Genomic DNA, 16,270 nt, shown 5'->3' on the forward strand with positions numbered 1-16,270 from the left:
TTTTTTTATTCCACTGGTATCTGAGTCAATCGCTCTTCAAGAAATCGAACTTATTTTACGCCCATTAAACAACACCCTCGGCTTAAAAGAAAATAGTTCAATATTTTCAACAGATAATTCAAAATCTTCCACCAACTCAACCTTTTACTATTTGATATCATGAAATTTAGGGAATATTTAGTTTTGATTAAATTAGTAAGCGGTTTCAGTGGGCGGGAAATATGAATCAGATAGTTATCTGATAAATCTGGAGCGCAATCGAACAGAAATACATATGGAAAAATACTGTTACTAAATGGGGGCTGAAAATGTTTAACGTTATGGAAAAGTTAGAATTTAATTTTGAGCCCTTTAATCTTGCTTTATCTGAAGGCAACATAGATAAAGCTAGTGAAATGATTCATGACTTTTTTCAGACTCTTATCAAAAATAGGTATGGAAAAGACTATGCTAAATTAAACATATTAAAGCTAATCTATGTACTCATACGTCATACATCCTCTGATAAAAGTAATGAATATCTGAATAAAATGATTGTTATTTTCCAAACGGATAATCTAGACTGTATCAAAACAGAATTAATGAACATTACAAACGATATTGGAAGAGTATACCGAAAAAATGCCAAACAATATAGCAGGGTTATAAATCAAGTTATTGATGAGATTGATCGACATTTAAGTAATCCTGAATTAACATTAAAGTGGCTTGCTAAAGAAATACTTTTTATGAATAAGGACTATTTAGGTAAGCAATTTAAAAAAGAAACAGGGCAAACCTTTACCGAATATTTGATGCATTATCGCATGATTAGGGCCAAGGAACTGATCACTCAATCTAACCAATTACAGATCTGTGATGTAGCAGAAAAAATAGGCTTTATTAATAACCCTGCTTATTTTAGCAGGGCATTTAAGAAATTTACTGGTTTATCACCTTTAACTTATCAAAAAAAAATAAGAAAGTTAAATCGCCATAAAAGTGAGTAAGTTAATTTTTCTGCAGCACTCATTCCTTGGCAAGATGGTGAGATGATCAATTAATTGACTTACCCCACAAATTACGTTGTAACGCTTGTCACCGTCACTCCAATAGACCTCCAAAAAGTCAAAAAAATCATTATATTTCATGTCTTTCCAACATGCCACTTTTTGCTAATGTTCAGAAAGTTAAGGTTGCTTTATTAATATTTTGTTATATTTAATATAAATGGAACATTTCAACAGTCGATATTTTAGAAAGGGGCAAATGGATGAAAGGCTTACTTCAAGGCTTGTATACACTATGTGAATGGATAATGCGTCTAGCTATTTTAAACATTCTTTGGGTTGTATTCTCTTTACTGGGAGCCATTTTACTAGGTTTTTTTCCAGCAACAGCTGCTATGTTCGAAATCACAAGAAAGTGGCTTAAAGGAGAGACAGATATCCCAATATTTAAGTATTTCTGGGCTGCGTATAAAAAGTATTTTGTCAAAGCAAATTTGCTGGGGACTGTTGTCGCCATAACAGGAATCTTTTTATATATTGATTTTAGCTTTTTTTCAAGCTTTGAAGGTTTTGCGTTTAAGGTGCTAACTGCCTTAGTAATGTTGGTATCTATTATATATTTTGTTCTATTAATTTATATATTCCCTGTTTTTGTAACATACGAAATTAATTTATTCCAAACTATTAAATTTGCCTGTTTATTAGGAGTATATCGGCCGCTTAGTACAATTGGGATTTTATTGGGGAGTAGTCTGCTTTATTTCCTATTTTCTACTTTCTCGCCAGTTCTCGTATTCTTTGGAGGCAGCCTGACTAGTATGATGATGATGTGGGTGTCAAGAAGCACATTTTTTAAGATGAAAAATAAATATCCAACCGAAGAAACGGTGTAGGGCAAATGAGATTTATACGTTTTCCCAAGTTTCGTCATTTGAAGAATCAATTGTTGTTCCAACATGCTCTGGGAATCACCTTCATTATCGGGTTAACAGCGCTTGTCACCTATACAATCGCCATCCATATCCAGATTAAGGATGCAGTCAGATATAATTCCGTAATGGTAACACAAATTAGTAAAAGTATCGATAATATGGTGGATTCCTTTAATCGTGTTATGGATGGAGTATCGTTTAACAATGATGTACAAAGTCTCTTACAAAGCAAATATGAAAATGATAAAGCCAAGAATCTCTTAAATAGATACTTATCTTCTAAAGTTACAGACGAAACGATGATGTTCGATGAAGTAGACCTCATCTATCTTTATGACATGGAAAGCTTAAGAGTGAATTTAAGAAGAAGCGTAAATAACAATGATTATCCGTTTTTTAAAACATTACATCCAGAATTGTATGATGAGAGTGGAAAAGTGACTTGGAGTGCAGAGAAGTCTGTCATTACAGCTAATCGGATGATCTACGATACAAACTCTTATCGGATGAAAGTAATCGGTTACTTAACCATGTCAATGGACAAATCGTATTTGCAGGATCGAATTCAGAAATTTGATCCAACTGAAGAAAGACATCTCATTATCCTAGATCGCCAAAATAATGTGGTTTTATCGAATTCGAATGATGAAGAACTGAAAAGAGTTACATCGTGGCTATCTAATTCAAAAAATATATCAACTGATGAAGATTCATTTATTGAGATACCGAAGTACGGGAAAATGTTTGTGAGCACGTTCAAATCTAATTTAACAGGGTGGAAAATTATTTCTTTAGTTAGCTTGAATGAGATTTCAGAAGGCCCTGCTCTTATTGGAAAGTCTGTCTTTTTAATTGGAATTCTGGCCATCATAATCGGTATTATCTTTATTTGGATAAGTACAAATTATTTTGTCAAACCATTAAATACATTAAGTTTGGTGATGGATGAAGTTGAAAAAGATAACTTCAATGCTCAGGTAGAAATCGACCGTGTAGATGAGCTTGGTAGAGTTGGAGAAAGCTTTAATAGAATGATGAATAAAATTAATACCTTAATCTCCGATATCTACCAAAAGGATATAAATGAAAAGGACGCCCAACTGAGAGCGCTTCGAGCCCAGATTAATCCCCATTTTCTTTATAATACATTAGATGCGATTAATTGGATGGCGCAGTTTGGAAAAACGGATGAAGTCAGTAAAATGACGGTTTCATTAAGTAGATTGTTAAAAACGAGTATTAAAAATAATCAAGAGCTTATCCGGCTTGAAGAAGAAATGAATTATATTGAAGATTATATGACGATTCAAAAAATTAGGTTTCAAGACAAAATTCATTTTTCGATCAATATAGATCCAGAGGCTAACGATTGTTTGGTGCCAAAGCTTATTTTGCAGCCAATCGTTGAAAATGCTATGATTCATGGTCTTGAAAAGAAGATAGACAACGGGTATTTATTTATCAATGGAAATATAAAAGGTAACAAATTACACATACAAGTAATCGATAATGGAGTAGGTATGGATGAACATACCATCCACGCCCTTTCCGAAGGAAGCTATGTTCATCTTGATGAAAAGCAAGGGACTGGAAATGGTGTTTTAAATGTCCAGAACCGGATCAGGTTATTGTTTGGGGAAGAAAATGGGCTAAAGATTGAAAGTAATATCAATGTTGGAACCTTATTTGAGCTGATTTTACCTGTTCAAAGGGAGGGATTCAGAAATGTATAAAGTGCTTATTATTGACGATGAACCATTTATCAGTAAGGGTTTATCTGAAAAAATCGATTGGGCTAGTTTAGGCTGCATGATTTGTGGAATAGCTTCGAATGGATACGAGGGAAAAGAACAAATAGATTTGCTTAAACCAGATATCGTAGTGTCGGATATTGTCATGCCTGGCCAAACAGGATTAGAATTGGCTGATTATGTTCATCAAAACTATAAAGATATGATTATCATACTTTTATCAGGTTACGATGAATTTACATTTGCCAAAGAGGCACTAAAATATGGTGTATTTGATTATTTACTTAAACCAACGGTGATCGATGAGGTCATGAATGTAATTAAAAAGGCTGTAAAGGCTCTTGGACAAAAAAGAGATCAAGAGAAAAAATATGAATATTTGGAGTCTGCCTTACAGGAGAGCATTCCTATCATTGAGCAATCATTATTACATGATGTCTCCGTTAAAGGAATCGTGAATACTCAAAACGTAAGCCAACGAATTGATCACTTTAATATTACGCTTGGAAAAGGGGCCGTTATTACCATCGAAGTATATGGTGATTCACAGAGTAAACAAGCCCTTGAAGCTCTACGAACCTCTATTGAGGAGTTATGTAAAAGCAACAACCTTACAGTACGGTTTGTGAATCATAATCAGCAGCTCCTTGTCTTTCCTGCTTTTCCATTTCGCAACAATAATAAAGAAATCAAAACTCATTTAAAAGATTTGTCTAATAGTATTTTTAACTATTCTATAGAGGGTAATAGAATAAAAGCTCTGATCGGGATTGGCGGCGTTTATACTTCTATTCATTCCATCCATACCTCTTATTTACAATCTTTAAAGGCGTTAACGAAGAGCTTTTTTATCGGTAGTGGAAAAATACATTTTTATGATGAGATCAACGATGGAATGACGAATTACGATTTCTCAACAAAATCAGCCAGGTTTATCGAAATGTTTGAAGAATGGACACAGGAGGAAATTCTTCATGAATTAGAGACCATCTTCAAGGAGATTAAGTATACGTATGATAAGCGGTTAGTATTAAACCAATGCTTAGAGTTATTAATCAAACTGGGGTTGGTAGTGGCAAAATGGGATAGGAAATTTAAAATGGTTGTTGGCTATGAGCAACTTGAACAGTGTCAAACCTTTGATGAACTCAAAGATTTCATGAAACAAACGTGTGTATCGATAAAAAATCATCTTTATGAAATGATGAATCAAAATAATATAGGCGTCGTCGAGCTGGCAAAAAGAATGGTTGAAAAGGAATATGCCAATCCAGATTTAAGCACCCAATTTATTGCTGACCAGCTTGATGTAAGCGTTAGCTATTTAAGTCGCTCCTTTAAAAAGGAGACAGGTGAAAATCTAAGTAATTTTATTACAGAAAAAAGGATGCTGATTGCCCAAAAACTATTAATTACTACGGATTTAAAGACCAACGAGGTGGCAAAAAGAGTAGGGTTTTTAGATGCGAGATATTTTGGTCAAGTCTTTAAAAAAATTATGAGAACCACACCCTCAGACTATAAGAAACTCCCATGATTCATTGACACATACCCATGATGGAATATCCATCGGGGTTTTTCTTTTTTCGGTCGAAAAAGTAAATATCAAAATTTTCAACAACTAATACAAATATTTCAACCATTCTCTCCGTGAGTTATCAAATAAAATAAAAATTAAGAATAATGCAAGCGTTATCAAACGGGGGGAGGGGAATATATGAATCAGATAATCTATCCATTAAATCATCTTAAGCCTATTAATCGTTGGTTGGTCGCAGGGACTTTTGAAGAAGAAAAATCTTTTAAAAAGATCACCATGGATTTCACAGGGGATTTAAATCGCTGGCTTACTGAGGGATTTGCTGTATTTGAAAATCCCAACCGAAAAGAATTCATCGAAGCTGAATTGAAGGTTGAAAAGCAAAGAATTGACCAATCAGAGGTTTCCCCTGGAAAATCGTTATCCTACCAAACGTCAACAAAGACATGGCAGCTCTATTTTCCATGGAAGAACAAAAAAATTGAACAGTCAGGATTTTGGCAGCAACCCACCCATCTACAATCATGGGCCATAACCAACATTCGTTCAAATAAAGCCCAAAACGCCACTTTTAAACTTTTTACATGCGGAAGTGTGAACCTTTGGGTAAATGGTGAAAAAGTATTACAATTTTCCCCTTATACAAGAAATGAAGAAAAGAATATTGGATTTGAGGTTATGCTTCGTGAAGGAGATAATGAATTTTTAGTTCTTTCCGAGGATCTGGCAGAGCGGGATACACTGTTTTACTTTAGGATGGATTACCTCGGGACTGAAGATTTAGAAATGGTGCTTCCAATTGGTGATACGTCCTCCGACGACATTCATTTGTTAGAAGAAGCATTAAAAAATGCCTATTTTCCTAGCGATGTCCTCACGTCTGGTGAAGTTAGCCTTTATTTTGATAACCCACTAGCGGGGCAAGTCCAATTGGAATGTGAGTTTAAAACAGAGTGGTGGGGCGAAAAGAAAGAACTGAACAGGATTGTTCGGCCAAACTGCGAAAAAGTAATACTTGGTGAAGTTGAAGAACTTGGAATGGGCAATGTGCTATTATCCATCAACATCCGGTACCAATCGGTTGTGCTCAAAAAAAATATGTTTCTTCAACTATATCCGGAAAACCTAGTACCACAAGAGGTACCAGATCATCTCCAAGTAAGAAAGCAACAGGCTTCGTCCTTTATCGCCAAATATGGAAAAAAGGATATCCATCGAGCTTATTTATTAGCTAAAACAGGCGATGATTTAGAGTTAGTTGAATTGATTGTTAGGGATACGCTGCAAGTGATTAATGCCAGATTTGATTGCAGTGACTTTTATTTTAACCAACTATTCCGTTTTTGGGCAGATTTTCATGATACGGAATTATTTGAAGAGAGCTTGTGGGAGGAATGTAAGCAGGCCATTCTCAATTATCGCTATTGGTTTGATGAACCTGGGGATGATGTCATGTGGTTCTTTAGTGAGAATCACGCCTTGCTATTCCACACTTGTGAATATTTAGCGGGACAATTATTCCCGAACGAAATATTCCCTAACGCAAACATCCTTGGTTCTGTCCATGTTGAAAGGGCAAAAGTCAGGCTGAAAAAATGGTTTGAAAAATTTAATGATGAAGGCTTGGCAGAGTGGAATTCAAGTGCGTATATTCCGATAAACGTGATGGGATTCTTGCAAGTATATGATTTGGTCAATGACCTGGAATTGAAAAACGCAGCGAAGCAAGCACTGGATACAACCTTTCGCTTAATGGCGTTAAATTGTCATAATGGCTACTTATCTTGTTCACACGGTCGTATTTACGAAAAAGAATTAAAGGGAAATTATAATAATGCGACTACTTCCTTACTATGGATCGCCTATGGAAAAGGAACTTTAAATAACTCAACCTTTGCCGCAGCAGCTTTATCTATGTCAGAATATGAACCACCTGATTATCGGTCCTTGATTGGTTTATGCGCGGATGAGAATGTTGTGTTTAAACATCATCAGGGAACAAAGGGCTTTGTCGATCTTTATACTTATAAAAACAGGTTCGGATTACTATCAAGTGCCGTCGAGTACCGGCCTGGTGGAAGCGGTTACTCGGAGCACGTCGTCCATTCTACGCTTAGTCCAGAAGCGATTGTATGGATAAATCATCCTGGAGAAGAAACTGAACTAGGGACAGGACGGCCAAGCTTTTGGGCTGGAAATGGTCAATTGCCAAAGGTTGATCAATATCAGGATATCGCTTTTATCCACTATAAGATTGATCCGGAAAATGAAATTGATTATACTCATGCCTATTTTCCACTCACCGCTTTCGAGCAAGTGGAAATCACCGGAAATTGGTGCTTTGGAAAAATAGGAGATTCCTATATTGCGCTTTATGCAAAAAATGGATTGATCTTACAGACGGAGGGCCAGAACAAAAAACGGGAACTGATATCGATTGGTAGAGAAAATAAGTGGATCTTACGAAATAGCCATGTTCAACAGTTTGCTTCCTTCTCCCAATTTATCACTAGTATTAAGAATGCAGAACTGAAACACATTGGAGAAGAATTCATTTTTCATGATCCTATTCACGGTAAAGCTCAAAGCTCCTGGGAGGGGCCATTTACAGTGAATGATGTTATACAATTAAATTCAGATCAGAAAACAGAAGGAGCTCTAGAAAAATGGTCGTTCATTCAAAATTAATCGAATCAAAGGTTCATCTTGTAAAGAATGCACTGAAATCATTGAAAAATGATGATGGGTTTGTCGAAGAATTTCCGATTGGTTTGATAGACATTAATCTGTGGGAATGGCCGCAAGGTGTCGGGATTTATGGCCTGTATAAATACTATAAATTAACCAATGACCAAGAGACCCTTCAGTTTTTATTAGATTGGTTTGATCAAAGAATTGCGGAAGGCCTCCCTGAAAAAAATGTCAATACGATGGCACCGCTGCTTACTCTCATCCATCTGGCCGAGGAAACCAATGATTCCAAGTATATTGCTGTATGTGATGAATGGAGTACTTGGATCATGGAAGAGATGATTCGTACCGGTGACGGAGCCTTGCAGCATATGATTACGGGTGACCCGAATGATGGTCAGATATTAATTGATACCTTATTTATGACCGTGTTATTCCTTGCTAAAGCTGGTACTTATTTTAAACGGCCAGAATATATCGAGGAAGCGAAAAACCAGTTCCTCATTCATATTAAATACTTATATGACAAAGAAACAGGGTTATTTTATCACGGTTGGGATTTTAATGAGAATCACAACTACGGTGCTGTCCGCTGGGGAAGAGGAAATGGCTGGTATACATGCGGGTTGTTAGAGTTTTTTGAAATAGTTGAATTAGAAAAAAGTATAAAAGATTATTTATTAGCTACATGGCACAGTCAAGTGAAGGCATTGTCAAAACTACAAGCTGATAGTGGTTTATGGCATACCGTTTTAGACAATCCAAGTTCCTATGAAGAAACCTCTGCCACTGCCGCTTTTGGTTATGGAATCATCAAAGGTGTTAGAAAAGGGTACCTTGATAAGGCGTATTTACCAATTGGGTTAAAGGCTTTAGAAGCAGTGATGGATGTAATCGATGAACAGGGCGTGGTTCAAAAAGTATCATATGGGACGCCGGTTGGGCTGGATGACGAATTTTATAAAAACATCCCGATCAGTCCGATGACCTATGGTCAAGCCTTAGCCATCCTATTATTAGTCGAATCAATAGAGTTTGTTACTAGTGAGACGGTAAAAAATTAAAAATTCGAAAAAGGGGAGATGTATTTTATGAAAAAAATGCTAAGAATGCTTACGATGTCATTGCTTGCAGCTGTTTTATTAATTGGTGTTGTAGCCTGTTCTGATAGCTCAAAATCAAGTGGTACCGGCAAATCAGACGGTAAAAAGGTTACATTGGACTTTCTCTGGTTTACTGATGGGGTAGAAGGCGATGTCATGAGAGACATCATTAAAGATTATCAAGCAGAAAATAAAAACGTAGAAGTTAAGTTAATTGAAGTGGCCTATCAAGATTACACAACAAAATTAAAAACGATGATCGCTGGAGGAAAACCACCTGCGTTAGCACGTGTCACTGATACCGGAATCTTTGCCGAACAGGCGATGGACCTTAAACCATATGTTGGAGGAGTCGATAAATTCACCTCTCAATTCCTTCCTTCTATTAAACCTTACTATGTAAAGAAAGATAAAATCATTGCGACACCAATGGATGTTACGGCAAACGGCATCATTTATAACAAAACATTGTTTAAAAAAGCAGGAGTTGAAGTTCCACAATCACCAGATGATGTTTGGACATGGGATGAATTTGAAAACGCAATTAAGCAAGTAAAGGAAAAAGGCGGAGCAAAATACGGATTATTAGTAGATTTCACTCCACATCGATATTCTACTTTAGTTTATGAATTTGGCGGAAGTATTTTTACAAAAGATGGTTCTGCACCAGCGATTAATAATAAAAATGGTGTTGCCACATTAGACTATTTTAAAAAGCTTCATAAAGATGGAATCATTCCTGAGTCTGTTTGGTTGGGTGGAGAAAATCCTAATAACTTATTCCGTTCTGGAACAGCAGCTGCTCACTTAGCTGGAAACTGGATGTTAAGTAACTACAAAGATATTAACAACTTTGAGTGGGGGGTAACGTACCTTCCAAAAGGAGAAATCCGTTCTTCTGTACCTGGCGGTAAATACATCATGGGCTTCCAAAAAACAGGAGTAGAAAAAGAGACGGCTGCATTTATTAAATACTTATCATCAAAAGAGGTTAATGCGAAATTCAACCAAAACTCACTATTCCTAAGTGCTAGAAAAGATAATAACGAATTGGATTATGCGTTTGGTAAAGATATGTTTAAAGTGTTCTCTAATGAATTAGAAAATACACCAGAGGTTGCAGCAAATGACTGGGGCAATCAAGTGGTCATCTCTAAGGTTACTACTGATATAAGAGACGCAGTAGTAGAAGTTCTTAGCGGCGGGGTATCTTCAAAAGAAGCCATGGATAAAGTTGCCGAGAAACTTAAGGAAGCTATTGCAGATTCTAAATAATAGTCCACTCGTGACTGCCCCAGATTTGGGGTGGTCACTACTATTAAAAAGCTAAATAAATAATTTAGGCAGGTGAATATGGTGGAACCAATAATCAAAGAAGATGCGGCGATAAAAACTGCCAAAAAATCCTCCTTTCGATCAGATAAACTGAAGCGGCAAATTGTTCCCTATTTTTTTGTACTTCCAAATTTCGTCATCTTTTTTACATTCATTGTCGTTCCTGCCATCGTGGGACTCTATTATTCTTTCACAGACTATGATGGATTATCGGAAATGAACTTCGTTGGAATTGAAAACTACAAAGAAGTGTTTCAGAGCTCTGAGTATTGGAAGATATTTGCTAATACATTTAAATATGCTTTTGCGGTAGTGCCACTCATATTTATATGTTCCCTTGGAATTGCTATGTTGTTGATCAAGGAAATTAAAGTAAAAGGCTTCTTTCGTGCAATATTTTATTGGCCAACGATGATTTCAGCGATTATTGTTGGTGTGACCTGGAAATGGATTTTTGGGGATAGCTTCGGTGTCTTGAATTATTTGATTGAGTCATTAGGCTTCAAACCAATAAAGTGGTTATCCGACCCGGTATTTGCCAACATGACGGTTGTTGTTGGAACGATTTGGGCAAGAATAGGGTTCTTTATGGTGATTTTTATGGCTGGGTTACAAAGTATCCCTACCTCCTATTATGAAGCCGCCCAAATGGATGGAGCTTCAAAGTTTAGAATGTTTAGGAGCATCACCTTACCATTATTAAAACCAACTAGTTTTTTAGTGTTAATCTTGCTCTTGATTGAATCCTTTAAGCAATATCCGCTCGTCTTGGCCTTGACTGGTGGAGGACCGGCAAAGCAAACCACCTACCTTGTTCAATATATTTATGAATTTGGTTTCAAAAAAGGGGAATTGGGTTACGCAAGTGCGATGTCCGTTGTTCTGTTTGTGGTGATTGCCATCTTTACGGTTATTCAATTTAAATGGACAAAAGGAGGTACAATCGATTGAAAAAGAAATCTAATATCCTCATCTATTTAGCTTTGTCTGTTCTTGTTTGTATCTTCATTTTTCCAGTCATATGGGTAGTCCTTTCTTCCATAAAAGATTCTACCGAATTATATAGTTGGCCTCCAAAATTTATTCCGGATCATCCAACCTTTGAAAACTTTATTGCAGCCTTTGAGAAAGGGAATTTCGGCACCTATTTTCTCAATAGTACGTTTGTGACGGTAACCGCTACAGTCCTAACGTTAATCATTAATACGATGGCAGGCTATGCTCTTGCCAAGTATCGTTTTAAAGGGGACACATGGTTGTTAATCGGATTTATCTCAACCTTAATGATCCCTCTCGAAGTTATTATGACCCCTATTTTTTCGGTCATAAGCAAACTAGGTCTGTACAATTCTCTTTGGGGAATTATTATTCCTCCAGCAGCAACACCGACTGGGGTATTCCTAATAAGACAGTATTTATTGACCGTACCTGATGAGTTGATTGAAGCGGCTAGAATAGATGGCGCTGGAGAGTGGAAGATTTTTTGGAAACTGATTGTTCCGATTGCCAAACCGATTATTTCTGTCCTCGCCATCTTTTCCTTCATGTGGAGATGGGACGACTTTATTTGGCCATTGATTGTTATTAGTGATCCAACGAAATATACCGTCCAATTAGCCTTATCCAATTTCATCGGTGAATTTAATGTCGACTGGGGAAGCCTATTGGCGATGTCCGTCGTAACCATGATCCCTGTATTAATTGTGTTTTTAATATTCCAAAAGCAGTTTATTCAGGGAATGGCTACTTCTGGTATGAAAGATTAATAGATTGATCAAGTTTAACAGAGATAATCCAAGCGGTTTATCTCTGTTTTAAAAAATAGCGAAAAGGTGAAAATCATGAGCTTGGCTTGGAAGTTTGACTTTATAAAAGAAGAAAATAATCAACTTTTCTTTGAATGCAATGATAAGAAAATCATTTTTATGGTTTTAGAAGAAGATTTATGCAGAGTATTTATGTCGTCTGATTGTGAACCAGCTCTATCGACGACTTGGGCAATTGCCCCGGATGCAGAAGATATTCCTTTTGAAGGAAGAGACCGTTTTGATTTAACTTCATTCTCATTACCAGCCTTCCAAAAACAAGTTGGCAGTGAGCGAGTAATCATTGAAACCCATCTTTTAAAAGCGGTCATTCAATTAGACGGCTTTAAGATCTCTTGGTATGCAAAAATAAACGGCGAAGAAATTTTAATAGCGAATGACCGAAAAACACAGAGTTATAACTATAACAACAAGCTTGGAGACGGGGTCTATCATTATCTTGAGCGATACAAGGAAGATAATTTTTACGGTTTAGGTGAGAAAAGCGGAACACTAAATAAGACTAGAAGGCGTTATATCATGAAGACCATTGACGCCATGGGTTATGATGCTGAGTTTACCGATCCGCTTTATAAGCATATCCCTTTTTACCTGACCCATAATCAAAAAACGAAGCTATCTTATGGACTGTTTTATGATAATTACTCCGACTCTATTTTTGATTTAGGTGCGGAGCTTGACAATTATCATGGCTTTTACAGGTATTATTACGCAGAAAAAGGCGACTTGGATTATTATTTCATTTTGGGTCCTAATATTCATAACGTTGTTGAAAAATATTCAAAACTTACGGGCAAGACGATTTTCCCTCCAAAATGGAGTCTTGGTTATTCAGGGTCAACGATGACGTATACGGATGCGCCAGATGCACAAGAACAATTAAAGAAATTTGTAGATTCTTGTGTGGAATATGATATTCCTTGTGATTCCTTTCAGTTGTCCTCTGGATATACCACTATTGACGGAAAGAGGTATGTATTTAATTGGAATTACGATAAAATACCTGACCCGCATGCCATGAACCATCATTTCCATAAGAATGGGTTACATGTTTGTGCCAATATTAAACCATGCTTACTTCAGGACCATCCGCAATACCCTGAACTGGCTGAAAAGGGAATGTTTATAAAAACGGATAATAATCAAGATCCTGAATTAGTCCAATTTTGGGATGATGATGGATCCTATCTTGATTTTACGAATCCGGAGACTATCCAATGGTGGAAAGGAAATGTCAAGGAGCAGCTCTTATCCTTTGGGATTGACTCCACCTGGAATGATAACAATGAATTTGAAATCTGGAATAAACAGGCACGTGCCAATGGCTTTGGCAAGAGCATTCCTGTCGAGGATATTAAACCCATTCAAACGCTGTTAATGCTCAAGTCGTCTTATGAAGCTCAAAAAGAATTTGCTCCTAATAGTAGACCATATTTAATTTCAAGATCAGGCATGCCTGGCATGCAGCGTTATGTGCAAACATGGTCGGGAGATAATTTAACGGAATGGAAAACGCTGCGATTTAATATCAAGATGGGGTTAAGCATGAGTTTGTCAGGTGTATATAATTTTGGACATGATGTTGGCGGATTTAGCGGTTTAGCACCAGAACCAGAATTATTTATCAGGTGGATTCAAAATGGCATTTTCCATCCGAGATTCACCATTCATTCGTGGAATGAGGATCAATCCGTCAATGTTCCCTGGATGTATCCGGAACAGATCGAGATCATACGGAGCTTTATGAAGGAACGTGTGAAGTGGATCCCTTATTTTTACCATTTGCTTCATAAGGCAAGTCAAGAATATAAACCAATCCTTACTCCTACTTTTTATTATTTTGAACATGATTCAAAAACCTTTGAAGAGAATGATGACTTTATGGTCGGTGAGAATTTATTGGTTTGTAGTGTAGTAGAAAAAGGAGCCACTCAACGAAGTGTATATCTGCCAGAAAATGATAAGGGCTGGTATGATATGAATTCTGATCAATGGTATCAAGGTGGTCAAACTATTATCGTAGATGCACCACTGAACGTCATTCCGCTTTTTGCACAGGCGGGTTCCGCTTTCCCGATTCGTGATGGGGAAATCACGTTTAAAAATAAATCGGAGGATGCAAGAGGAATACGTCTATATCCTTCCTTAAGGGAAGAGCATATAAGCGAACGATTCTATGAAGATGACGGGATTTCATTAACCTATACAAAAGGTGAGTCTTCATTCCTATTAGTAGATATGAAGACTACTAAAGAAAGTGTAGAAATCCAGATAGCTATGGAAGGGAATTATCAACTTCCTTATGATTCTGTTAGTATCTATTTGCCAAAAACGGATAAACGGAACCTTTATGTTAATGGGGAAGCAATAAATTCAGTACTTCCGGTTCGTGTGAAAATACAACAAGACAGTTCGAATAATGACAACTGGAGGCAGCGATGAACAAATTAAATGTTCTTTCCAGGATAACTGATTGTGGAGTGGTAGCGGTTGTAAGAGCTGACTCTAAGGAGGAAGCGATTAAGATATCAGATGCCTGTGTAAAGGGTGGAATTTTTGGGATTGAGGTAACCTTTACGGTCGAAGGTGCTGAAGAGGTTATTAATGAATTGGCTGAAGTGTATCGAAATAGTGATGTTGTTATTGGAGCAGGAACAGTTCTTGATGCAACTACGGCAAGGATTGCTATTTTGGCAGGGGCTCAGTTCGTTGTAAGTCCTTGCTTTGACGGAGAAACAGCCAAATTGTGTAATTTATATCAAATTCCCTATATGCCTGGATGTATGACCATTACAGAAATGAAGTGTGCCCTAGAAGCTGGTGCAGATATTATCAAGCTGTTTCCTGGAAACGCCTTTGGACCGGAGTTTGTCAAAGCGGTTAAAGCGCCGCTTCCACAAGTTAATTTGATGCCGACAGGGGGAGTCAGCCTCGAAAATGTCCATCAGTGGATTCAAAATGGTTGTGCAGCCGTTGGCGTTGGCGGTAATTTGATTGCAACTGCTAAAACGGGAGACTATGAAAAAATCACTGATTTTGCCGTTCAGTATGTAGAAAAAGTCAAAGAAGCAAGAAGGAATAACCTATGAAAAAGATTGTCACCTTAGGAGAAATCCTGCTTCGGTTATCTACCAATCATGGAGAACGACTTTTTCAATCTGATCAGCTTTCAATGCATTATGGCGGTGCAGAAGCCAATGTTGCCATTGCACTGGCCAATTTTGGATATGAAGCTTACTTTGTTAGTAAAGTGCCGAATAATCCGCTTGGGTTGGCAGCGGAAAGACATTTACGGTCATTTGGTGTTCATACTGACTACTTGTTGAAGGGCGGAGAGCGCTTAGGCACCTATTACTTGGAAGTAGGGGCGGGTGCCAGAGGTGCGCAAGTCACTTACGACCGGAAGCATTCAAGCTTTTCTCAGCTTACCGTCGATGAGGTTAGCTTTACTGAGATTTTTCAAGGAGCAGACCTCTTTCACGTTTCAGGAATAACACCTGCGTTATCTAATTCGTTAAAAGAAGTAACATTGCTTGCCTTAATGAAAGCGAAAGAGCTTGGTGTCACAACAAGCTTTGATTTTAATTACCGTTCAAAGCTATGGAGCCAAAAAGAGGCGGCTGCAGCGATTACCCCGCTTCTGCCCTATGTTGATATCTGTTCATGCGGGGAATTAGATGCTCTTTATCTCTTAAACATACAAAAAGCAGATACTACATTAAATAAAGAGCAGCAGCTTACGTATTACTATAAAAAAATAGTAGAAATGTATCCGAATATCAAATACTTATATTCGACTTTCCGAAACGTACTTTCTGCCTCGTATAATACCTTGCAAGGGAATTTATTTTTAAATGGGACGTTGTATCAGTCAAAATACTATCCTATTGATGATATTGTTGATCGCGTGGGCGGCGGGGATGCTTTTGCGGCTGGTATTTTATACGGGATTATCGAAGAAATGCTGCCGCAACAGGTAATTTCATTTGCCACGGCAGCGTCTGTCTTAAAGCATACGGTGTATGGGGATTGCAATACCTTTTCTAAGGATGAAATTATGGCATTTGCTGAAAATGAACCTGGTAAAATTGTTCGTTAAAAAT

At 37.2% G+C, this 16,270-nt stretch carries 12 protein-coding genes; all 12 read left to right on the forward strand.

What is annotated here, in order from left to right; translation table 11 throughout:
- The first annotated feature begins 308 nt into the window (after positions 1-308).
- Positions 309-989 carry a helix-turn-helix domain-containing protein gene (locus LC455_RS17085; RefSeq protein ID WP_223592543.1) on the forward strand — a complete coding sequence of 227 codons (681 nt, stop codon included), beginning with the start codon at positions 309-311 and terminating at the stop codon, positions 987-989.
- Positions 990-1,252: 263 nt separating this feature from the next.
- Positions 1,253-1,882 (forward strand): YesL family protein, encoded by a 630-nt coding sequence (locus LC455_RS17090; RefSeq protein WP_223592544.1) that lies wholly within the window; start codon positions 1,253-1,255, stop codon positions 1,880-1,882.
- Between the two features lie 5 nt (positions 1,883-1,887).
- Positions 1,888-3,654 carry a cache domain-containing sensor histidine kinase gene (locus tag LC455_RS17095; protein WP_223592545.1) on the forward strand — a complete coding sequence of 589 codons (1,767 nt, stop codon included), beginning with the start codon at positions 1,888-1,890 and terminating at the stop codon, positions 3,652-3,654.
- The gene (locus tag LC455_RS17100) at positions 3,647-5,209 is read left to right on the forward strand and encodes a response regulator (protein WP_223592546.1); all 1,563 of its coding nucleotides are present in this window, start codon (positions 3,647-3,649) and stop codon (positions 5,207-5,209) included. The genes LC455_RS17095 and LC455_RS17100 overlap by 8 nt, the downstream gene beginning before the upstream one ends.
- Before the next feature lie 180 nt (positions 5,210-5,389).
- Positions 5,390-7,900 (forward strand): hypothetical protein, encoded by a 2,511-nt coding sequence (locus LC455_RS17105; RefSeq protein ID WP_223592547.1) that lies wholly within the window; start codon positions 5,390-5,392, stop codon positions 7,898-7,900.
- Positions 7,879-8,967, forward strand: a complete 1,089-nt coding sequence (gene bglB, locus LC455_RS17110) for a beta-galactosidase BglB (protein WP_223592548.1) — start codon at positions 7,879-7,881, stop codon at positions 8,965-8,967. Before LC455_RS17105 ends, bglB begins: the two co-directional genes overlap by 22 nt.
- Positions 8,968-8,994: 27 nt before the next feature.
- Positions 8,995-10,281 (forward strand): ABC transporter substrate-binding protein, encoded by a 1,287-nt coding sequence (locus LC455_RS17115; protein WP_223592549.1) that lies wholly within the window; start codon positions 8,995-8,997, stop codon positions 10,279-10,281.
- Positions 10,282-10,359: 78 nt separating this feature from the next.
- Positions 10,360-11,292 (forward strand): carbohydrate ABC transporter permease, encoded by a 933-nt coding sequence (locus LC455_RS17120; RefSeq protein ID WP_223592550.1) that lies wholly within the window; start codon positions 10,360-10,362, stop codon positions 11,290-11,292.
- Positions 11,289-12,107 carry a carbohydrate ABC transporter permease gene (locus LC455_RS17125; protein WP_440446408.1) on the forward strand — a complete coding sequence of 273 codons (819 nt, stop codon included), beginning with the start codon at positions 11,289-11,291 and terminating at the stop codon, positions 12,105-12,107. Before LC455_RS17120 ends, LC455_RS17125 begins: the two co-directional genes overlap by 4 nt.
- Positions 12,108-12,182: 75 nt before the next feature.
- Complete coding sequence (locus tag LC455_RS17130) at positions 12,183-14,609, forward strand: glycoside hydrolase family 31 protein (protein ID WP_223592553.1); 2,427 nt, start codon at positions 12,183-12,185, stop codon at positions 14,607-14,609.
- On the forward strand, positions 14,606-15,256 hold the full coding sequence (locus tag LC455_RS17135) for a bifunctional 4-hydroxy-2-oxoglutarate aldolase/2-dehydro-3-deoxy-phosphogluconate aldolase (RefSeq protein WP_223592555.1): 651 nt from the start codon (positions 14,606-14,608) through the stop codon (positions 15,254-15,256). Before LC455_RS17130 ends, LC455_RS17135 begins: the two co-directional genes overlap by 4 nt.
- Positions 15,253-16,266 carry a sugar kinase gene (locus LC455_RS17140; protein WP_223592556.1) on the forward strand — a complete coding sequence of 338 codons (1,014 nt, stop codon included), beginning with the start codon at positions 15,253-15,255 and terminating at the stop codon, positions 16,264-16,266. The genes LC455_RS17135 and LC455_RS17140 overlap by 4 nt, the downstream gene beginning before the upstream one ends.
- The last annotated feature ends 4 nt before the right edge of the window (positions 16,267-16,270 follow it).

Source organism: Neobacillus bataviensis, from assembly GCF_019969725.1.